The organism is Halogranum roseipondis (assembly GCF_059695585.1).
This window is the reverse complement of record NZ_CM185235.1, coordinates 3,392,240-3,410,913: the sequence shown is the minus strand read 5'-3', so window position 1 is coordinate 3,410,913 and position 18,674 is coordinate 3,392,240. Positions and strand designations below refer to the sequence as shown.

Annotated in this window: 20 protein-coding genes; 11 read left to right on the top strand and 9 right to left on the bottom strand. The window is 64.8% G+C overall.

The window, feature by feature from the left end; translation table 11 throughout:
* Nucleotides 1-70 precede the first annotated feature (70 nt).
* Complete coding sequence (locus tag EOHIBHHM_RS17780) at nt 71-928, top strand: 3-hydroxyacyl-CoA dehydrogenase family protein (RefSeq protein WP_497252949.1); 858 nt, start codon at nt 71-73, stop codon at nt 926-928.
* A 179-nt stretch (nt 929-1,107) separates the two neighbouring features.
* Here the strand turns inward: EOHIBHHM_RS17780 and mvaD are convergent, their stop codons facing one another.
* Nucleotides 1,108-2,085: a phosphomevalonate decarboxylase MvaD gene (gene mvaD, locus EOHIBHHM_RS17775; RefSeq protein ID WP_497252947.1), complete on the bottom strand. Its 978-nt coding sequence runs from the start codon at nt 2,083-2,085 to the stop codon at nt 1,108-1,110.
* A 178-nt stretch (nt 2,086-2,263) separates the two neighbouring features.
* Here mvaD and EOHIBHHM_RS17770 point away from each other — a divergent pair, with 178 nt between their 5' ends.
* Both EOHIBHHM_RS17770 and EOHIBHHM_RS17765 read left to right on the top strand, forming a co-directional pair.
* The gene (locus EOHIBHHM_RS17770; RefSeq protein ID WP_497252945.1) at nt 2,264-3,052 is read left to right on the top strand and encodes a hypothetical protein; all 789 of its coding nucleotides are present in this window, start codon (nt 2,264-2,266) and stop codon (nt 3,050-3,052) included.
* A gap of 220 nt (nt 3,053-3,272) precedes the next feature.
* A complete protein-coding gene (locus EOHIBHHM_RS17765) occupies nt 3,273-4,424 on the top strand; it encodes an NAD(P)/FAD-dependent oxidoreductase (protein ID WP_497252943.1) in 1,152 nt (383 codons plus the stop codon).
* Between the two features lie 64 nt (nt 4,425-4,488).
* Here EOHIBHHM_RS17765 and EOHIBHHM_RS17760 read toward each other — a convergent pair whose 3' ends face one another.
* The 3 genes from EOHIBHHM_RS17760 to EOHIBHHM_RS17750 form a co-directional block, all read right to left on the bottom strand.
* Complete coding sequence (locus EOHIBHHM_RS17760; RefSeq protein ID WP_497252941.1) at nt 4,489-5,301, bottom strand: BtpA/SgcQ family protein; 813 nt, start codon at nt 5,299-5,301, stop codon at nt 4,489-4,491.
* Between the two features lie 80 nt (nt 5,302-5,381).
* Complete coding sequence (locus EOHIBHHM_RS17755) at nt 5,382-5,765, bottom strand: VOC family protein (RefSeq protein ID WP_497252939.1); 384 nt, start codon at nt 5,763-5,765, stop codon at nt 5,382-5,384.
* Nucleotides 5,766-5,829: 64 nt separating this feature from the next.
* Entirely contained in the window at nt 5,830-6,273 is a 444-nt protein-coding gene (locus EOHIBHHM_RS17750) for a GNAT family N-acetyltransferase (protein WP_497252937.1), read from the bottom strand.
* Nucleotides 6,274-6,357: 84 nt separating this feature from the next.
* Here EOHIBHHM_RS17750 and EOHIBHHM_RS17745 point away from each other — a divergent pair, with 84 nt between their 5' ends.
* Together EOHIBHHM_RS17745 and EOHIBHHM_RS17740 are read left to right on the top strand one after the other, a co-directional pair.
* Complete coding sequence (locus EOHIBHHM_RS17745) at nt 6,358-6,804, top strand: hypothetical protein (RefSeq protein WP_497252935.1); 447 nt, start codon at nt 6,358-6,360, stop codon at nt 6,802-6,804.
* Between the two features lie 51 nt (nt 6,805-6,855).
* On the top strand, nt 6,856-7,890 hold the full coding sequence (locus EOHIBHHM_RS17740; RefSeq protein ID WP_497252933.1) for an AIR synthase family protein: 1,035 nt from the start codon (nt 6,856-6,858) through the stop codon (nt 7,888-7,890).
* A 9-nt stretch (nt 7,891-7,899) separates the two neighbouring features.
* Here the strand turns inward: EOHIBHHM_RS17740 and lipP1 are convergent, their stop codons facing one another.
* Nucleotides 7,900-8,856 (bottom strand): LipP1 family hormone-sensitive lipase, encoded by a 957-nt coding sequence (lipP1, locus tag EOHIBHHM_RS17735; RefSeq protein ID WP_497252931.1) that lies wholly within the window; start codon nt 8,854-8,856, stop codon nt 7,900-7,902.
* Between the two features lie 123 nt (nt 8,857-8,979).
* Here lipP1 and EOHIBHHM_RS17730 point away from each other — a divergent pair, with 123 nt between their 5' ends.
* A complete protein-coding gene (locus EOHIBHHM_RS17730; protein WP_497252929.1) occupies nt 8,980-10,239 on the top strand; it encodes an MFS transporter in 1,260 nt (419 codons plus the stop codon).
* A 76-nt stretch (nt 10,240-10,315) separates the two neighbouring features.
* On the top strand, nt 10,316-11,608 hold the full coding sequence (kynU, locus tag EOHIBHHM_RS17725) for a kynureninase (RefSeq protein WP_497252927.1): 1,293 nt from the start codon (nt 10,316-10,318) through the stop codon (nt 11,606-11,608).
* On the opposite strand, the gene EOHIBHHM_RS17720 is transcribed toward kynU, so the two are convergent.
* A complete protein-coding gene (locus EOHIBHHM_RS17720; RefSeq protein WP_497252926.1) occupies nt 11,601-11,921 on the bottom strand; it encodes a hypothetical protein in 321 nt (106 codons plus the stop codon). The two genes, kynU and EOHIBHHM_RS17720, sit on opposite strands and share 8 nt — an antisense overlap.
* Complete coding sequence (locus EOHIBHHM_RS17715; RefSeq protein WP_497252924.1) at nt 11,918-12,727, bottom strand: succinylglutamate desuccinylase/aspartoacylase family protein; 810 nt, start codon at nt 12,725-12,727, stop codon at nt 11,918-11,920. The genes EOHIBHHM_RS17720 and EOHIBHHM_RS17715 overlap by 4 nt, the downstream gene beginning before the upstream one ends.
* Before the next feature lie 408 nt (nt 12,728-13,135).
* Between EOHIBHHM_RS17715 and EOHIBHHM_RS17710 the strand changes: the two genes are divergently transcribed.
* From EOHIBHHM_RS17710 to EOHIBHHM_RS17700, 3 genes are all read left to right on the top strand, one after another.
* A complete protein-coding gene (locus tag EOHIBHHM_RS17710; RefSeq protein WP_497252922.1) occupies nt 13,136-13,663 on the top strand; it encodes a PGF-CTERM sorting domain-containing protein in 528 nt (175 codons plus the stop codon).
* A gap of 200 nt (nt 13,664-13,863) precedes the next feature.
* Nucleotides 13,864-14,874: a tyrosine-type recombinase/integrase gene (locus EOHIBHHM_RS17705; RefSeq protein WP_497252920.1), complete on the top strand. Its 1,011-nt coding sequence runs from the start codon at nt 13,864-13,866 to the stop codon at nt 14,872-14,874.
* A 230-nt stretch (nt 14,875-15,104) separates the two neighbouring features.
* Nucleotides 15,105-15,386 carry a hypothetical protein gene (locus EOHIBHHM_RS17700; RefSeq protein WP_497252918.1) on the top strand — a complete coding sequence of 94 codons (282 nt, stop codon included), beginning with the start codon at nt 15,105-15,107 and terminating at the stop codon, nt 15,384-15,386.
* Nucleotides 15,387-15,676: 290 nt separating this feature from the next.
* Here EOHIBHHM_RS17700 and EOHIBHHM_RS17695 read toward each other — a convergent pair whose 3' ends face one another.
* Nucleotides 15,677-15,961 carry a hypothetical protein gene (locus tag EOHIBHHM_RS17695; protein WP_497252916.1) on the bottom strand — a complete coding sequence of 95 codons (285 nt, stop codon included), beginning with the start codon at nt 15,959-15,961 and terminating at the stop codon, nt 15,677-15,679.
* Nucleotides 15,962-16,239: 278 nt separating this feature from the next.
* On the opposite strand from EOHIBHHM_RS17695, the gene EOHIBHHM_RS17690 reads away from it, so the two are divergent.
* Complete coding sequence (locus EOHIBHHM_RS17690) at nt 16,240-17,211, top strand: DUF7983 family protein (RefSeq protein WP_497252914.1); 972 nt, start codon at nt 16,240-16,242, stop codon at nt 17,209-17,211.
* 410 nt (nt 17,212-17,621) lie between these two features.
* On the opposite strand, the gene EOHIBHHM_RS17685 is transcribed toward EOHIBHHM_RS17690, so the two are convergent.
* The gene (locus EOHIBHHM_RS17685; RefSeq protein WP_497252912.1) at nt 17,622-18,401 is read right to left on the bottom strand and encodes a hypothetical protein; all 780 of its coding nucleotides are present in this window, start codon (nt 18,399-18,401) and stop codon (nt 17,622-17,624) included.
* Nucleotides 18,402-18,674: the final 273 nt, after the last annotated feature.

The window sequence follows — 18,674 nt, the reverse complement described above, 5'->3', positions numbered from 1 at the left end:
GAGGGCGCCCGGCGAGACGGTCACGAAAGACGTCGCTAGTCTTACGGTGTCAGCGCGAGCAGAGCCAGCCATGCGTGGTATGGACGAGATTCGGCGGATCGGCGTCGTCGGTGCGGGAACGATGGGCAACGGGATCGCTCAGGTCGCGGCGACGGCCGGGTACGACGTCGTGATGCGCGACATCGAACAGGAGTACGTCGACGACGGACTGTCGAGCATCGACGACAGCCTCTCGCGGTTCGTCTCCAAAGAGAAACTGAGCGCGGACGAGGCCGACGCCATCCAAGAGCGGATCGCGGGGACGACCGACCTCGACGACCTCGCCGACTGCGACTTCGTCGTCGAGGCCGCCGTCGAGAACATGGAGATCAAGCAGGACATCTTCGCCGACCTCGACGAGCTCCTGCCCGAGGACGTCGTGCTCGCGACGAACACCTCGACGCTCTCGATCACGACCATCGCGAGCGTGACGGAGCGTCCTGCGCAGGTCGTGGGACTCCACTTCATGAATCCGGTGCCGCTGATGAAGGGAGTCGAACTCGTCGTCGGTGAGAAGACCGACCCCGAGGTAGTCCAACTCGGCCACGACCTCGCCGAGGATCTCGACAAGGAGACCTGGGAGTCCGACGACAAACCCGGCTTCGTCACCAACCGCATCCTGATGCCGTGGATCAACGAGGGGATCCGCGCCTACGACGAGGGCGTCGCCTCGAAAGAGGACATCGACCGCGGGATGACCCTCGGCACCAACGTCCCGATGGGGCCGCTCACGCTGGCCGACCACATCGGGCTCGACATCTGTCTGGACGCTTCCGAGACTCTGTTCGAGGAACTCGGCGACCGTTACAAGCCGGCGTACCTCCTGAAACGGAAGGTCGACGCCGGCGACCTCGGCAAGAAAACCGGAAGAGGGTTCTACGAGTACTGAGCCGCGATCACGCGGCGATCACACGGCCGCGACAACGGTTCGAAACAGTCGACGCCGACCGGCGGAGAGACAGAGACTGATAGGGGGTATCGTAGCCAACCGGAAGCGCAGAGACGCCCGGCGACCCACCGGGTTCGAGTCTCCTGGAGAACAACGACGAGATTCTACGATAACCCCTATCAGAACAACGCGTCGGACTCGTCGAGCACCTGCGCCGGCCCGCCGACCTCCCAGACCATCGTCTCGACGTCGCAGTCGGCGATCGCCGCCTCCACCTCGTCGACGTGCTCGGCGGTCGTGTTCACGTACACCGACGCGCCCGTGTCCGTCGAGAAGTAGACCGGAACGCCCTCGTCGCGCAGTTCGCGCACCGCGTTGAAGATGGCGATGGTCTCCGGTTGCCAGTAGACCCACCCAGACGGCCCGGTCATCGTCGTCGCCGTCAAGGAGAGTGAATCGTGTTCGGCCGTCTCGAAGACGCGGTGGAACTCGCCCGAGCGCAGCGCGTCGCGCATCTCGGCGATCTGTCCGTGGACGTGCGCCATCCGCGCCTCGAACATGTGGCTCTCGGCGGCCTCCTCGTGGGCCTGTTCGGTCTCCTTGTACGCCGGGACGAGGCCGGCGACGATGCGGACGTCCTCTTCGAGGTCGCCGCCCGTCTCGATCCGTTTCGACCGGCAGTCGTGGTCGTTGAGTCCGGTGTAGAGATGCGAGTACGCACCCGTGACCGCACGGGCCGCCGAGGAAGAGCCACGGCGCGCGACCGTCGAGACCTCCGGGCGCGTCATGTCGAGTCCGGCGGCGTCGACGGCGGCCATCGCCAGCGCCGCGAACCCCGAGGACGACGACCCGAAGCCGACGTTCGAGGGGAAGGAGTTCTCGCTCTCCATCCTGACACCGTGGTCGAACCCCGCCAGTTCGCGGACGTGGTCGAGCACCATCTGGATGCGTTCTGCGCCGCGGCCGTCGACCGCCTCGCCGTCGATGACGTAGACGTCCTCGTCGCTCTGGGGGAGCCACTCGACGGTGGTCGTCGTGTTCGACGGTGCGGTACAGACGCTGATGCTGTCGTGGTACGGGAGTCTGAGTTCCTCGTCTCGCATCCCGTGGTACTTCACGAGCCCCTGGATGGGGTGGGCACGTGCGGTCGCTTTCATACTGTCGTTGCTGTCTGGTGGTGGGTTAAGCGTGCTGGATGCCGGTAGCCGTTCGGAACCTCCGTCCCGAGTCGCTCGGGCCGGCCTCCACCTCCGTACGGGTCTAGTGGGACGTTTCCCCTCGTCAGACTGAGATTATCGACCGAGTAATAATGGTAGTTCACTAGGTGGTACCTGTATGGAGTCTGTACTGGGCACCGGGCGAACACGGCGACGTCGGTCGAGACCGTGGTCGCTGCTCTCCGGGAGCTCACAGGATCATCTGCAACTCGCTCTCACCCTCGCCGGGGCGCTGTTCTTCTTGGCGGCGGTCGTCATCGCCGTCGGCCCCGTCGACCCGATCTCGCCGCAGCCGGTCGCCGAGGTGGACGACGACCAAGCAGCCAGCGACGAGATGGCCGCCGACCCGGCCACCGCCGAGGCAGCGTCGGAGTCGACCGCGACCGCCTCCGAGTCGGACGCGGAGTCAGCGGACGACGCCGAAGACGACAGTGAGAGCGGAGACGGCAGCGACGCGGCCGGCGACGGAACCGCTGCACCGGACACCGCCGACGCGGACGATACGTCTACGGCGGCGCCGGCGAACGAGTCCGTCGGCAACGAGTCCGTCGGCAACGCGTCGAGCGGCTCCGGCAACGAGTCCGGCGGCTTCGCCGGCGAATCGAACGACGGCGACCGCGACGCCGAGTTCGAGCGCCTCCAGGAGGAACGCGAGTCGCTCGACGAGGAGCACAGGCGGCTCGAGTCGGAGCACGACCGCCTCGAACGCACCGACGCCACCGAGGAGGAGTGGGCGCGTCACGAGGAGGCGTACGACGAACACCGCGAGCAGTTCCGCGAGCACCGCGAGTCGTTCCGGGAGTTCGTCGACGAGTACGGCTCGAACGCCGAGACGATCGAACACCGCCAGTGGCTCGAGAAGCGCGGTGCAGAACACACCATCCACGACATCCAGAGCCGCGATTGAGCGCCGGACGTCCCTCCCGAAACCGAGTCGTCGGCACGTCTCGTAGGGGTTATCGTAGAATTGTATGGGTTTTCGCCAGGAGACTCGAACCCTGTGGGTCGCCGGGCGTCTCTGCACTTCCGGTTGGCTACGACAATCCCTCCGAGCAGTCGACGGTCGAGGGCGTCGCCGAATCGCCTTCGCCCACACGCTCTTTGTCCTGCGGTCCGACCCTCCTCCCATGCAGATAGCCGTCCTCGGCGCGGGCTACGCCGGATTGACTCTCGCGCGCCGACTCGAAGACCGACTGCCGACCGAGGTCGACGTCGTCGTCGTCGACGAGTCCCCCACCCACCTCGTCCAACACGAGGTCCACCGCATCGTCCGCCGTCCCTCCCTCGTCGAGGCCATCACCGTCCCGCTGACCGACGTGCTCGACCGTGCGGAGGTCGTCACCGCCCGCGTCGAGGACGTCGACGCCGACGCGCGGACGGTCGAACTCGACACCGGGCGGACCGTCGACTACGACTACGCCGCGGTCTGTCTCGGGGCCGAGACGGCCTACTACGACCTCCCGGGTGTCGAAGAACACAGCACGCCGCTGAAGCGCGTCGCCGACGCCGAGACGATCCGCGAGGAGTTCCTCGACGTCTGCCAGTCGGGCGGGACGGTCGTCGTCGGCGGCGCGGGGCTCTCGGGCGTGCAGGTCGCGGGGGAGCTCACCGCCTTCGCCGCAGAGCAGGACGCCGCCGACGCGGTCGACGTGGTGCTCCTCGAACAGCTGGACAGCGTCGCGCCGAACTTCCCCGAGAACTTCCAGGAGGCCGTCCGCGACGAGTTGGTCGCCCGCGACGTCGAGATCCGGACCGGCGCGGCGGTGACCCGTGCGACCGACGACGAGATCGAACTCGAGTCGGGGACGCTCGGCTACGACCAGTTCGTCTGGACCGGCGGCATCACCGGCTCCGACGCGATGCACGGCGACCGGCCGGTCGTCCGCAACGACCTCCGGTTGAACGGCTCGACGTTCGTCGTCGGCGACGCCGCCCGCGTCGTCGACGCCGACGGGGAGGCCGTCCCCGCCAGCGCGTCGGCGGCCATCCGCGAGGCCAGAGCCGTCGCCGGCAACGTCGAGAAGCTCGTCGAACACGACCTCACCGGGTCGGAGGACTTCGCCCCGCGGATGGAGCCGTACCGCTTCGACGTTCCAGGGTGGATCGTCTCCGTCGGCGACGGCGCGGTCGCGCAGGTCGGTCCGACCGTCGTCCGTGGCGCGGCGGCGAAGGCGCTGAAGACCAGCGTCGGGGCGGGTTACCTCGGGTCGGTGAAGGCGATCAGACAGGCGACCGAACTCGTCTACGAGGAACTCGGCGACGGCCACGGCGACGACTGAGACCGGGCAGGCGGGAGGAGCGGGAACGAGGGGGAACGGGCAGGGCGCGTCGCGTCGCCGCCCGTCAGTCGTCCCCGCGTGCGGCCGCGACGAGGTCGGCGACCCGGTCTTCGTCCACCGGGTACGTCGTCCGCCCGCCGCGCTTGAGCGCCGTGCCGACGATGACACCGTCCGCGACGTCCAGCAGGTCGCCGACCGTCTCCGTCGTCACCCCGCTACCGACGAACACCGGCGTCTCTACGTCGAGGGCGGCGCTCCGTTGGGCGACCGCGGTCAGACGGTCGGTCTCGACGGCGTGACCCGTCCCCGCTCCGGAGACGACGACGCCGTCCGCGAGGCCGCGTTCGACCGTCTCGGCGACGACCTCCGGGTCGAACCCCTCGCCGCCGAGCGGCGCGGAGTGTTTGACGTCGACGTCGGCGAGGACGCGGACGTCGGCGTCGAGTCGCTCGCGCAGGCGCACCGTCTCGTGTGCCTGCCCCTCGACGACGCCTTGGTCGGTCACCCGCGCTCCGGTGTGAACGTTCACCCGGACGAACGCCGCCCCCGTCGCGGCGGCGACCGAGAGCGCCGCCTCGGCGTCGTTGCGGAGGACGTTGACGCCGACCGGGAGGTCGACGGCGTCGGCGACGGCGGAGACGGCAGTAGTCATCTCCGCGACGACGTGTTTCGGGACGTCGTCGGGGTAGAACGGTGCGTCCCCGAAGTTCTCGACGACGACGCCGTCGACGCCGCCCGCTTCGAGTGCCTCCGCGTCGTGGACGGCGCGCTCGTGGATCAGGTCGCGATTGCCGGCGAATCGGGGCGACCCGGGGAGCGGTGCCAGATGGACCATCCCGACGACAGGTCGGTCGACGCCGAACACGTCGGTGCTCATACCTGTCGGTTCATCGGTAGGGGTGAAAAGCGTCCGGGTGGGCGTGACGTCCAGTGGTTCGGTCGGGGCCGACGTTCCTGTCAGCCGATCGTTTTGAGTTCGACTCGGTAGCCGAAGGGGTCGCGGACGTACACTGCGGGAGCGACGCCCGTCGCACCGCGCGGTTCGAGTTCGTCGACGACCTCGACGTCGTGGTCGGCGAGTCGCGATTTGACGTCCTCGACGTCCTCGGCGACGCGGATGGCGACGTGGTCGAAGTTCTCACCGCGGCGCGGTTCGACGAACTCCTCGTCGGGCCACAGATGGAGGACGCAGCCCTCGGCGAGTCGGACGCTGAAGAACGGTTTGTCGTCGTCGAGTCCCTCCAATGAGAACCCCAGCGCGTCGACGTAGAACTTCCGCGCGCGGTTCAGACCGTCGGCCGGGATGCGGAGGTTGACGTGGTCGATAGCCTCGGTGTCCATAGCCGCGGTTGGGACGGGAACACGAAAGAGACGACGGCTGCGGCGACCCGGGTGACCGACGGCGCTACAGCCGTTTGACCATCTTCACGTGTGGGATGTCGGCCTCGAGGAACTCGTCGCCGACCTGCTCGTAGCCGAGTCGGTCGTAGAACTCGCGGGCGCTCGTCTGTGCGTGGAGGTAGAACCGGTCGAACGCGGACTCCTTCGCTTCGGCTTCGAGCGACTCCATCAGTCGCCGACCCCAGTCCTCGCCGCGCGAGTCTTCGAGGACGGCGACGCGTTCGACCTTGCAGACGCGGTCGCCGTCGAGTTCGTACTCGCGGAAGCGGGCCGCGCCGACCGGTCGCCCCGCGTCGTAGGCGACGAAGTGCGTCGCCGTCTCCTCGTACTCGTCCCACTCCAGTTCCTCCGGAACGCCCTGTTCGTCGACGAACACCGCCCGCCGGACCGCGAACGCGTCGTCGCGCTTCTCCTCGTCGTCGGCGAGAAAGACGCCGTCTCGTGTCATAGGGCGACGTTGGTGACCGACGGGTTTCGCGTTTTGGGTTCGGCGCGCCGAACCCTTTTGTCGGCCGGTGGTCACGTAGAGGGCATGGTCACCGTCGACGCCGGAACCCTCCTCCTCGGGACGGACCGAACGCTGTCGAGTCGCCTCGTCGCCGTCGCGGGCGGCGTCTGCCTGCTGGCCACTCTCACCGGACTCGTCGGGCATCTCGTCGAACCGCTCGCTCGCGCAGTCGGCGGCTACGGGTCGCTGCTGCTCGTCCCCGTCCTCTCGCTCGTCGGCGTCGGCGCGGCCTACCGGAGCCAGGGGCTCGCCGTCTGCTGGCTGCTCGCCTTCGCGCCGCTCTACGGCGCGATCTTCAACGGGTTCGCCGGCATCACCGGCGCGTACCCAACGGTCGGCGAGTGGTTCGTGATGGGCGTGCAGTTTGGGACCGTCGGCGGCCTCCTGCTCAGGACGGCCGCGTTCCTCCTCGGGTTCGCTGCTCGACTCGTCGCCGACTGGTACGGAGGCGACGACCCGCGGCCCGCCTGACCGAGAACCCACCTTCGGCAGGCCTATTCCGCTGGCGGCGTCACTCCGGGTATGACCGACCTCGGGAAAGTCGACCGCGCGTTCTTCGACGAACATATCTACCCGAAACTGGGTGCCGACCGCGACGACGTCGCCATCGGCCCGAAGCACGGCGTCGACTTCGGGATGCTCGATCTCGACGGGACGGCGCTCGTGATGGCGACGGACCCCCTCTCGGTGCTCCCACAGCTCGGCTTCGACCGCGCCGGGCGGTTCGCCCTCCATATCGTCCTCTCGGACGTCGCCGTCTCGGGGTTGCTCCCGACGCATCTCGCCGTCTCCTTCACCCTCCCGCCGGAGATCACCGACGAGCAGTTCGCGGAGCTCTGGAGCGCCATCGACGAGGAGTGTCGCGAGTTGGGCATCAGCATCGTCACGGGCCACACCGCCCGCTACGGCGGCGTCGACTACTCGTGGGTCGGCGGCGCGACGGCGATGGCCGTCGGCGACCCCGACGACGTGGTGCGTCCGGACGGTGCCCGCCCGGGCGACAAGGTCGTCGTGACGAACGGTCCCGCAGTTGAGGCGACGGGCCTCTTGACGACGCTCTTCCCCGACCAGTTCGACCTCGACGACGAGACGATCGCGGCGGCGCAGTCGCGACTCGACGAGACCCGGACCGTCCGCGACGCCACCACTGCGGCCGCGGCGGGTCCGGTGACGGCGATGCACGACGCCACCGAGGGTGGGCTGTTCGGCGCGCTCGACGAGGTGGCGGAGGGAGCGGGCGTCCGTCTCGACGTCGACACCGACGCGGTGCCGATCCGACCCGGCGTCCGCGAGACCTGCGAGTTCCTCGGCATCGACCCGTGGCTCTCGACCAGTTCCGGGACGCTCGTGCTCACCGTCGGTGCCGACGGCGTCGACGACGTACTCGCCGAGTTGGACGCCCGGGGGACGCCCGTCGCCGTCGTCGGCGAGGTGAGCGAGGGCGAGGGCGTCTACGTCGACGGCGACCTGCTGGAGCATCCCGGCGTCGACCCCTCGTGGGAAGCGTACGAGCGGTTGGCCGCGAACGACGCCGCCGCGAACGACGCCGCAGACTGACCCGGTGGGTCACTCGGAGAGCGACGACCGCACCCGCTCTGCGAGCGCGTCGAACGCCTCGTCGGCGACGTCGACGGCGTCGCTCAGGCTCAGAAAGCCGTGTGCCATCGTCGGGTAGTGCTGGTAGGCGACGTCGACGCCGGCGTCGGCGAGTCGGTCGGCGTAGGCCGCCCCGTCGTCACGGAGCGGGTCGAATCCGGCCGTGACGACGGTCGCCGGCGGGAGATCAGAGAGATCGGGTGCCCGGAGGACCGAGGCGTAGGGGTTCGCGGCGTCGACCGGGCTTCGGAGGTACTGCGTCCAGAACCACTCCATGTCGGCGCGGGTGAGCAGCGGGCCGTCGGCGTTCTCGGCGTAGGAGTCGGTGTCGAACGCGCGGTCGGTGATGGGGTAGAGGAGTGCCTGGTGGGCGACGTCGGGGCCGTCGGACTCCCGCGCTCTGAGGGCGACGGCGGCGGCGAGATTTCCTCCGGCAGACGTGCCGGCGACGGCGAGTCGCTCGGGGTCGCCGCCGAACGCCGCCGTGTACTCTGCGACCCACGTCAGCGCGGCGTAGGCGTCGTCGAGACCGGCCGGGAACGGATGCTCGGGCGCGAGTCGGTAGTCGACGGAGACGACGACACCGCCGACGCGACGAGCGAGGTTGCGACAGAGATCGTCGGCCGAGTCGAGCGTGCCGAGCGTCCATCCGCCGCCGTGGTAGAAGACGACCGTCGGCGCAGGCGTCTCAACGGTCGCGGCGTCCGGGCGGTAGACGCGCACCGGGACGTCGCCGTCCGGGCCGTCGAAGGCGTAGTCGCGGACGAACCCCATCGTCTGCCGACTGTCGCTCGTGAACACCTCGTCCTCGACGCGGCGGGCGCAGTCGACGCTCATCGCGTGCCACTCGGGGACGCCCTCGGCGTCGATCTCGTCGACGACGGCCGCCAGCTGCGAGTCCATCTCGGTCGTCTCGTGGCCGGTCATGACTCTCCCTTCGGCGGGGAGCAGTTATAGCCACTCGTCTCCCTGCCGACAGCACACACGGCCCATACCGGCAATCTCGGACGCCACCCGGCCGTTGAAACGGCTCGGCTCCCTTCCTCGGCTGTGGGCATCCTGCAGACGCTGTTCGGCGACGACGCCCGGGTTCTCTACGAGCGGAACTTCCAACTGCTGCTGCTCGCGAGTCTCAGCTCGCCGCTCGGAGCGTCGGTCGTCTCGCCGATTCTGGAGGGGCTGACCGGACCGCTCGGCGTCTCCAGCACGCGAGTCGGCCTCCTGATGGCCGTGTTCACCGCGCCCGCCGTCGTGCTCATCCCCGTCGTCGGCGTGCTCTCCGACCGCGTGGGGCGCAAGCCCGTCCTCACCGCCGGGCTCTTGCTGTTCGGACTCGCCGGGCTCGCCGTCCCGCTGACGACCGACTTCCGGGTCGTCCTCGGGCTTCGGTTCCTGCAAGGGGTCGGCTACACCGGCATCGCACCCGTCCTCATCACCAGCGTCGGCGACATCTTCGCCGACGACGACGAGGCCGAAGCCGCCGCGCAGGGGTTGCGGTTCACGGCCGTCGGCGTCTCGCTGACCGTCTTCCCGGTGCTCTCGGGGGCGCTCGTCGTCCTCGCGTGGCAGTACCCGTTCCTCCTCTACGGGCTGGCCGTCCCCACGGCGCTCGTGGTCTTCCTCCTGTTCGAGGAGCCCGCAGGCGGGTCGACCGACGCCGGCGACGACTCCGTCGGGGCGCTGCTCGCGCTGGCCGCCCATCCGCGGGTGGCAGCGACGCTCGTCGGACGGGCAGTCCCCTCGTTTCTCTGGTTCGTCTTCCTGACGTACAACTCGGTGGTCGTAGTCCGTCTGTTGGACGCGAACCCCGGCGTCGCCGGGCTGCTCGTCGCCGTCGCCAGCGTCGCGTCGTCCGTGAGCTCCACCCAGTCGGGGCGTATCACCGCCGCCTTCGACACCCGGGTCGTCCCGATGCTCGTGGCGACGACGGCCGTCGGCGGCGGCGTCGCCGCACTGGCGTTCGCCCCCTCCGTGTTCGTCGCGGGCGGCGGCGTCGTCTTCACGGGCGCGGGGTTCGGCGTCGGGCTCACGCTCTACCGGAGCGCGCTCACCGGCAGTGCACCGACGGACCTCCGCGGCGGGCTCGTCAGCCTCGGCGAGTCCGCCGGGCGACTCGGGAGCACCGTCGCACCGGTGCTGACCGGTGCGGTGATCGCCGTCGCCGAACCGTCGCTGGGTGGAGCGGCAGCGATCCGGTGGGGCGTCCTCGCTGTCGTCGTCGCCGGCCTCGTCGTCGGTGCGCTGAGCGTCGCCGTCGTCCACCGATACGACCTCCCGACGCCGTCGCCGGCGGCGACGGCGGCGGACTGAGCCGTCGGACGGCCGACCCCTCTCCCGGACCCGCACGCTCCGTAACTGACAACACACCTCCCACCGAGGAGAGCGCATGGACGGAGACGAGTTCGACCCGAGTCGCGAGGCCGCCGTCGCGCGGGACCGCGAGGATCCGCTTGCGGCGCTCCGCGGCCGCTTCTCGCTGCCCGACGACGAGTTCTACATGGACGGCAACTCGCTCGGCCCGCTCTCGACGGACGCCGAGGAGAGCCTCGCGCGCGTCGTCGACGAGTGGCGCGAGTTGGGCATCCGCGGGTGGACCGACGCCGACCCCGAGTGGTTCGACTACGGCGAACGCCTCGGCGCGCGACTCGCCCCGTTGCTCGGTGCCGACGACGAGGAGGTGGTCGTCACCAACTCGACGACGGTCAACATCCACACGCTCGTCGGCACGTTCCTCGACAGACTGCGCGAGGAGGGCGGGCCGACGACGGTGCTCGCGAACGACCTGGATTTCCCGACGGACCACTACGCCATCCGCGCCCAGCTGCGTCAGCGCGGCCTCGACCCGGACGACCACCTCCACCTCGTCGAGAGCCGCGACGGCCGAACGGTCGACGAGGACGACGTCGTCGCGGCGTTGGAGGCGGAGGACGTCGGCATCGTGTTCATGCCGTCGGTGCTCTACCGTAGCGGCCAGCTGCTCGACGTCGAGCGCATCACCGAGGCTGCCCACGACAACGGCGCGTACGCCGGGTTCGACCTCGCACACTCGATCGGCGCGGTCGACCACGACCTCTCGGCTCACGGCGTCGACTTCGCGGTGTGGTGCACCTACAAGTATCTCAACGCCGGGCCGGGATCGGTCGGCGGCCTCTACGTGAACGAGCGCCACTTCGGGGCGACGCCCGCGCTCGCCGGCTGGTGGGGTAACGACAAGGAGACGCAGTTCGACATGGAGCTCACCTACAGCCCCGCTCGGAACGCCGGCGCGTGGCAGATCGGGACGGTCCACGTGCTCTCGGCCGCGCCGCTCGACGGGTCGCTCGACGTCTTCGCGGAGACGACCGTCGAGGCGGTCCGCGAGAAGTCCGTCGCGCTCACCGACGCGCTGATCCGACTCGTCGACGAGCGACTGCCCGACTGCACGGTCGGCACGCCGCGCGACGCTGCCCGCCGCGGCGGTCACGTCGCCGTCGAACATCCCGAGGCCTACCGGGTGAGCCTCGCACTGAAGGACCGCGGCGTCGTCGTCGACTTCCGCCAGCCAAACGTCGTCCGCGTCTGTCCGGCCCCGCTCTACACGAGCCACGCCGACGTCTGGGACGTCGTAGAGATCCTCCGCGAGATCCTCGAGACGGAGGCGTACGCCGAATACGATCCGCGTGGAGCGGGCGTCACGTAGTCGCTTGCCGCACGGTTCGATAGAGCGTCCCGACGACGACCGAGATCGCGTAACAGCCGGCGACGAACGGCGCCCAGAACACCCACAGCGCGAAGTTCGGGAAGAGATAGCTGCCGAAGGAACTCCCGATCATCATGATGAGGTAGCCCGGATACGCCAGCGGCGTCATCAGTCGTCCGTCGACGCTCCCGGCGGCGAGGGGGAGCACGAGGAACGCGAACGTCGCGAGCACCGCTGGACCGGCGAACAGTCGTCGAAGCACGCCGACGTCGAGGGAGTCGGTCGAGTCGGTTGAGCCGCCCACCTCGGTCACCGTGCGTCACCTCTTTCGCGACGTTCGATGCCGTGACTCGCCAGCAGGTGCTCCGCGAGACTGACCGTCCAGCGGGCGGCGGTCCGGGGGTCGAGGAGGAATTTCGTCGACTCGATCAGGTAGCCCGGTTTGCCGAGGTCTGCTGCGACCTTGTGCATCAAGAGTGGGGCGTCGCCGTCGATGAGGTTGCCGTGTTTGTACTGGTGGTACGGCATGTACCACGGGACGACCCCGTCGTTGACGGTGTCGACCGCCTCGCGAGCGTAGTTCGGTGCGGGGTCGACGCTGCTCGGGAAGACGACCTGTCCGACGAAACTCTCGTGGGTGCGGTAGATCCCCTTCGAGGAGTGGAGATCGAGGACGACGTCCGGGTCGGTGTCGGCGACGAGTTCCCACAGCGCGCGGGCGAGTTTCGTGTTCGGTTCCGACCCCGGCGGGAACTGACGGTTGAAGTCGCCGTTGTCGTTTTTCCGGGTGTTGCGCTGGATGGCCGGTCGGTTCACCTCCGGGACGGCGACGATGCGTCCAGCCCGGATATCCCACGAGGCGACGTCGGTGGCCGCCCGGTAGCCGCTCGGCTCGTCGCCGTGCATCCCGCCGACGACGAACGCCGTCGGTCCGTCTTCGGGGGCGTCGACGGTGACGATCTCCGTCTCGTAAGGCGTCCCCGCGAGCAGCGTCGACGTCGTCCGCTCGGCTCCTCGCGGTTCGTTCTGTGCTGTCGACACAGTTCCCGTCACACCGACCGCGCCGACGACACCGCCGAGTGTCGCGGTCGCCCGTTCGAGGAACGTCCGTCGTCTCATCGTCCTCACTTCCCACCAGGGGGTCAATATTATCGGGCGACTAAGCCTCGTCTCCGCACTCGTCGACGGTATCGAGCGTCACGCCCGATAGATCGTCTCCCTCACGGAGTATCACCGTTACGCCGGCGAAGACGACCAGAACGACGAGAACGATCGTGAGAGTACCGACCCGACGGGGCCATCACCGAAGGGAGACGCTCGGAGGAGACGACCGTTCTGTCGACGCGGCAGAATATCGGTCTTCAGTTGGTCGCCGGATCGAACCATCTTGAATGGGGCACGTTAACACATGTCTTGATAACCGATTCGACCGACTAATAACGGTGTACTCTCAGTCCCTCCTCGTGGTCGTCGTCGCTCTCGTCCTCCTCGCAGCACCCCTGGGGATGCCGCTGGTCGGGCCAGTCGTTGGCGACGACGTCACGCAAGAACCGACCGACAGGCAGGCGACTCGAGAGAGCCAAGACGGCCGATCCGACGACGGCTATCTTCTGGCCGGCTCGACCCGCTCGTTCGGCGCTGGGACCGAGAGCCGCGCGGACATGTGGATCGTGCGCCACGACCGACGCGCTCGTCCTCGCGCTCGACGACCGCGGTCGGGAACGGTGGCGACAGACCTACGGCGGCGACGGCAACGACGCGTTCGCGGCCGTCGAATCGACCGAGACGGGCCACCTCTTGGTCGGCTGGACCAGTTCGACCGGTGCGGGCCGCGACGACGTCTACGCCGTCGCCGTCGACGGACTCACGCCGATTGCGGTGACGGTCGACGCGACTCCGACGGCGACACTCACACCCGAACCGACGCCGTCACCGACATCCGCGCCGACTACCGAGACGACGAGTCCCGGATTCGGGGTCGTCGTGGGCGTGGCGGCGGTGGCCGGTGTGTTGTTGCTCGTCGTCCTCCATCGTACGTCGCAGTCAGAGAAGTGAGAGTACCGGATTGGCAGTCTAGCTACGTGAGACTGTCGAGGTGACCACTGTCTTGCGGATGTGGATCGTTCGGAAAACGGATGGGCGCTACAGGCTTTGGTTCACCCGACGAACAAACGTTGCTTTCGGTCGACAGCAGCCTCAACGCGCCCAACCTGAAACGGGGGTTCGCTAGCCCGTGGTTCGGATAGAGACGAACCATGGAACTCGAACCAATCGAACCCAAAACAGCACTTGGATTGTATCTCGCTGACCGCGAAAACGAAGTTTCCGCTTCGACGATCTACTCGCACAAATCAAGGCTCGGCCATTTCATCCGCTGGTGTGACGAACAAGAGCTTGAGAATCTGAATGATCTCACGGGACGGAAGCTTCAGCGATTCCGCTTGTGGCGACGACAAGAAGGCGACCTTGCACCAGTAACCGAGAAAACACAGATGGACACGCTTCGGGTGTTCGTGCGATGGTTGGAATCGATCGACGCGGTACACTCTGACCTCAGCACGAAAGTACTCTCACCGACACTCCGACCTGGTGAGAATACACGAGACGTAATGTTGGATACCGAGAGTGCGACAAAAATCCTCGCTCATCTCGAAAAGTACCAGTACGCCTCGTTTGACCACGTTGCAATCGCACTGTTGTGGCACACGATGATGCGCGTGGGAGCAGCTCATTCGCTCGATGTAGAGGACTATCACTCGGACGAGCAGTACCTTGAGGTTAGACACAGGCCAGAGACGGGCACGCCAATCAAGAATCAGGGGGATGGGGAACGCCTTGTCGCGTTGTCCGATCAGATGTGCGAACTCTTGGATGACTGGGTCGGCCACAAACGCTCAGACTGCGTCGAAGATAGTGGACGTCGCCCTCTTCTGACGACCTTGCAAGGGAGAGCGAGCAGGTCAAAAATTCGGGTAACGGCTTACATGTGGAGTCAGCCGTGCCGAATCAACGGTGAATGTCCGTACGGGCGAGAAGTTACTGAATGCCTCGCTACTGAACACGACCACGCCTCAAAATGTCCGTCTAGCGTGAGCCCCCACGCAATTCGGAGGGGGAGTGTTACACATTTTCTGAACAACGACATGCCGAGTAGAGTTGTTTCTGACCGAGCGAACGTGAGTCAGGCAGTCCTTGACCAGCACTACGACCGACGGACAGAACGAGAGAAGATGGAGCAACGTCGGGAGTACCTCTCGAATATCTAGCTAGCATAACGCAGATTTTCTTATCTCATTAGACTGAAGGTTCTTATTGATCGTGCTGAATAGAGCGCGCAAGTCGGTCAAGTGGTGATAACTGAGCGATTAGTGATATGGGGTATGCGGGATTGAAGTGAGAAGCTGAGGAATGACAATCTAAGATGAAACGTAGGTCGTTCATTGCAACGGCAGCATCATGCGGTGTTGCCGGGCTTTCAGGGTGCTCAAGCCTCACTATGGATTCGTTTGACCTCCAGCTCGTGAACCAGCGAGAGAATTCAGTTGAAGTGAACGTTGTGATAGCATCAGCAGATTATGAGGATACGTTCCAGGTTGCAGGGAATAGCGGGTCGGTGACGAGGGAGGGAGTTGCGCCGCCGAAAGAACGAGAGATAACAGTCACAACCGCTGAGTGTTCGAAAATTGAACAAATATCACCGCAGGGATGCAGAGAACCGCTCGTCGTTGTCACGATTCACGACGGGTGCGAGATTGAATTTGGCGGCAAAAAGTGTTGAGTGGTTTCTGTCCCTTAGACGGGATCGTATGAGGCTATTACCGTTACTTCGTCTGTGACGAAGGTCGTGTACCCATACTCGTACCCCACTCTCGTATTCTATATCGTCTACTGACAAATATGTGGCTTGCTGCATACACCCTCTGAGTGTTGCACGCCGATTCTGACAGCGTTTGGTGAGGTTTCTGTGACCGTGCTGAATTCAGCGCGCGAGTCGGTCAGGGAGACGGCGCTCTCACTCAATGCATCGGCTCGGGAACCACGACAGGTAAATCGGTCCACGACTGACGACTACGACTCGGAGGACGCCCCGACCGCGTCAGAGATCGCCTGGAGGTCGGCCTTCCTGAACGTGGAGTCGTCCGCCGCCTCCAGCGACTCCGCGACGCCGACCTGCGCTCGGATGAGTCGGCGCATCTGCGTCGTCGACGGTCGCCTCGACTCGTCGACATCGACCTCAAGCGCCTCACAGATCGCCTGTAGCTCCTCCTTCGTGAACGACGCCTTGAACTCCCGTTCGAAGCGACCCGTCGCCGCTCGAATCGCGTTCCGCATCTCGTGGACGGTCGGACTCATAAGTCTCCACTCTCCTGTTGCCACCCTCAAGCTTCCTACTCGGTAGCACCGAGCATTTCAGAAGATGCGGATCGGATGTGATCGCTGACCATTGCTGGACTCATCCTCTAAGTCTTGCACGCCGATTCTGACAACTCTCGAAGAGTAGACAGAGCGGCTGTCTGAATCTTTTTGCTAACCCAGTAGTCGATGGGTTGGTGAGCAGGAGAGTTGTGTTGAGACGAGCACGGAGTCGCCTCGAGAGTAAGGTTTAGCCCACCGAGAGGCAAAGTCCCCATATGCCGTTCAGCGTTAGTTGGCACAATCTGCTCGAGAACCTCGATGAGTTACCGGATGGAGCGACGCTCATTACTCCACTGTCACACGAGCGCTTTCGGATCGTCGAGACCCAAGAACACCGCATTATCATTCACTTCGAGGAGTCCGGAGAAAGGAGACCACTGCAACGCGAGCAGTTCGAGACGCTCTACCATCGAATCCAGGATTCGCCGAACGGGTTTGGACTGGACCGGCTGCCACCGGATGCAGACCCCTATCCCGCCGTGTTGAGTCTCCATCCACGCTTCGAAGTGAACGAAGACAAAGGAGTCATTGTTGAGATGGAGGGACCAACGGTAACGCAACTAGTCGACTCCGAGCACAACACCGATGAGGAGGAGGAGCGTACCGAGCCAGACGGGTTGGAAGTGTATTCAGATGCACTGCTTCTCGTCGATGCACTCGAACGCCATGACGTGACTGACCCATCCGGCTTGGAGACAGAGACGCTGGTGAACATCTACACGCTGCTGTCGGACGTTCAGCGGAATGCAAATGATGTACGGAAAGCCCTCGCCGACGCCTTGCTCACCCGACTGCATCATGACCGACCGGTCCACGGCCAATACGGCTCTGTCCAACGTACCTCGCGGCGCAACCGCACACTCAAAGACGACGAGGACGTTCTTGCGATGCTAGAGTCCGAAGGAATCGATCGTGAGCGTATCATGAGTGTCGACCGCACAAAGGTCGATGAAGCACTCGAGGTGACAACGCTGTCAGAGGCTGACGTCTATGAGATCGCTGAGAGTGAATACGTTCGAAAGGCGGAGGTCGACGAGGAAGTGAAAGAGACCCGCCTGCAAGGGCTGAAAGACCGGCTTGCAGGGTCCGAAGAACCAGAGGCAGCGGAGCTGCGGGATGAGATCGAAGAGTTAGAACAACGCATCGAGGATCTCACGAGTTTCCGCACAGGAACAGAAGTTCACTGACCCCGTACGCGGACCACCCTTCTCGTACAAACTGTACGTAACTGCCGTATTTTAAACATTATCACACCATGCACGAAGTTATGGCGACCATCGGATGTTATCTGAAGGTCAGAACCGAAGAGAAAATTCGCAACTCACTGTCGGCAGGGAAGTGGATTACGATCTCGTTGTCCCGTTGAAAGAGCGGAACCTAAGTCAACCCGTTCTAGTTACCTTTTGAGAGCATCGGAGTTCGGTTACCACTGGGAGTAATATTTGGTGCCTGTATGAACGGCAGAATTCAGCCGCTCTAGAATCGTTGCATTGCTCTTTACGTCCGGTCGTTCGACACTCACAGCTTAACCGAACACAGATGAGCCGTGTGTATTACCGACCATGGCGTTAGTGATGGCAGGACGTGGCTGAGCAGGTTACCACGGCCACCATTCGTCGCCACACCATCCGTCGTTGTCACCATCTTCGGCATCAGTACAGGTTTCCCCACCGGATGGTTTGCGGGTGCGATCATCTTCGTCCGGGGTGTCGAAGTTTGCCTCAACCCACGAGGGCCTGTGTACACGGACATCGCCAAGCCGGATCGAGAGTTCGAACGTTTGCGATCCGTCTGAATACGACATTCTGGTTAGGATGCCGTCATGGCGGACAGTTACAGTTGCATCCGCATTCTGGAGGCCGAGCGCTCGGTAGGTGAAGTAGGTGTGAATACCCTGTTTTTTCTTCTCGACAGGTCTGAAATCATTTTTCTTGAGGATGGTCGCTAGAGGGCCGTTGAGATTGAGTGGGTCCGATTGAGTCATACTCGTTTGGTCGTTCAAGAAGTAATCCATCTCCCCATCCGCTTTGTGCTCGCGTGAGTAGGATCTGCCGTCTTCGACGTAGGTTTCTTGTGTGAAGTCATCCGATTCGTATGTGACGATCATCTGATGGCCGTCGCTCTCGACTTCTGCCTTTTCTTCTCCAAGTTTGCCGAATCGGATGATCAGTCGATACGGTGTTCGGTCAAGTTTGTCATCGTGGTTATCAATCAGATTGTCCGGTTCCGAGATCGGGCCGGATCCGACGCCGTCCGGTCCAGTCTGGACAGGAATCGTCGGCGAGAGTGGGGAGAGTGGCATTGTGAGCGTTGCCCAGAGCAGGGCCAGAACAAGTCCCACCACGAGAACGTACTTTCCCCGAATGTTAATATTCATACTCTACCATTAAAGGTAAACACATTTGGTGTTTCTATCATCTCCGATGTCGAGTCGCATCACGGTAGTGTGTCTTCCTCTTACATAGCGTAAATCTGTTTGGCTCATTGCAAATTGACCTAACTCTCTCTCTTTTGTTGTGGTCACTTCGACTGAGATCATTGATGTGTTCACTATCGGTGTTCATACAGACTGGAGAGATCTGAGAGCCCCCATCATGGGTAACTCCTCCGGAATTTACCAATCGTGCTTCTCCGGATAAATGGTAGGATG

What these genes read in the sequence shown, in the direction of transcription:
- EOHIBHHM_RS17705 (WP_497252920.1), top strand. Translation starts at nt 13,864, where the DNA reads ATGGAACTCGAACCAATCGAACCCAAAACAGCACTTGGATTGTATCTC.
- EOHIBHHM_RS17770 (WP_497252945.1), top strand. Translation starts at nt 2,264, where the DNA reads ATGGAGTCTGTACTGGGCACCGGGCGAACACGGCGACGTCGGTCGAGA.
- EOHIBHHM_RS17740 (WP_497252933.1), top strand. Translation starts at nt 6,856, where the DNA reads ATGACCGACCTCGGGAAAGTCGACCGCGCGTTCTTCGACGAACATATC.
- EOHIBHHM_RS17695 (WP_497252916.1), bottom strand. Translation starts at nt 15,961, where the DNA reads ATGAGTCCGACCGTCCACGAGATGCGGAACGCGATTCGAGCGGCGACG.
- EOHIBHHM_RS17745 (WP_497252935.1), top strand. Translation starts at nt 6,358, where the DNA reads ATGGTCACCGTCGACGCCGGAACCCTCCTCCTCGGGACGGACCGAACG.
- EOHIBHHM_RS17690 (WP_497252914.1), top strand. Translation starts at nt 16,240, where the DNA reads ATGCCGTTCAGCGTTAGTTGGCACAATCTGCTCGAGAACCTCGATGAG.
- mvaD (WP_497252947.1), bottom strand. Translation starts at nt 2,085, where the DNA reads ATGAAAGCGACCGCACGTGCCCACCCCATCCAGGGGCTCGTGAAGTAC.
- EOHIBHHM_RS17715 (WP_497252924.1), bottom strand. Translation starts at nt 12,727, where the DNA reads ATGAGACGACGGACGTTCCTCGAACGGGCGACCGCGACACTCGGCGGT.
- EOHIBHHM_RS17750 (WP_497252937.1), bottom strand. Translation starts at nt 6,273, where the DNA reads ATGACACGAGACGGCGTCTTTCTCGCCGACGACGAGGAGAAGCGCGAC.
- EOHIBHHM_RS17685 (WP_497252912.1), bottom strand. Translation starts at nt 18,401, where the DNA reads ATGAATATTAACATTCGGGGAAAGTACGTTCTCGTGGTGGGACTTGTT.
- EOHIBHHM_RS17760 (WP_497252941.1), bottom strand. Translation starts at nt 5,301, where the DNA reads ATGAGCACCGACGTGTTCGGCGTCGACCGACCTGTCGTCGGGATGGTC.
- EOHIBHHM_RS17755 (WP_497252939.1), bottom strand. Translation starts at nt 5,765, where the DNA reads ATGGACACCGAGGCTATCGACCACGTCAACCTCCGCATCCCGGCCGAC.
- EOHIBHHM_RS17700 (WP_497252918.1), top strand. Translation starts at nt 15,105, where the DNA reads ATGGATTCGTTTGACCTCCAGCTCGTGAACCAGCGAGAGAATTCAGTT.
- EOHIBHHM_RS17780 (WP_497252949.1), top strand. Translation starts at nt 71, where the DNA reads ATGCGTGGTATGGACGAGATTCGGCGGATCGGCGTCGTCGGTGCGGGA.
- kynU (WP_497252927.1), top strand. Translation starts at nt 10,316, where the DNA reads ATGGACGGAGACGAGTTCGACCCGAGTCGCGAGGCCGCCGTCGCGCGG.
- lipP1 (WP_497252931.1), bottom strand. Translation starts at nt 8,856, where the DNA reads ATGACCGGCCACGAGACGACCGAGATGGACTCGCAGCTGGCGGCCGTC.
- EOHIBHHM_RS17765 (WP_497252943.1), top strand. Translation starts at nt 3,273, where the DNA reads ATGCAGATAGCCGTCCTCGGCGCGGGCTACGCCGGATTGACTCTCGCG.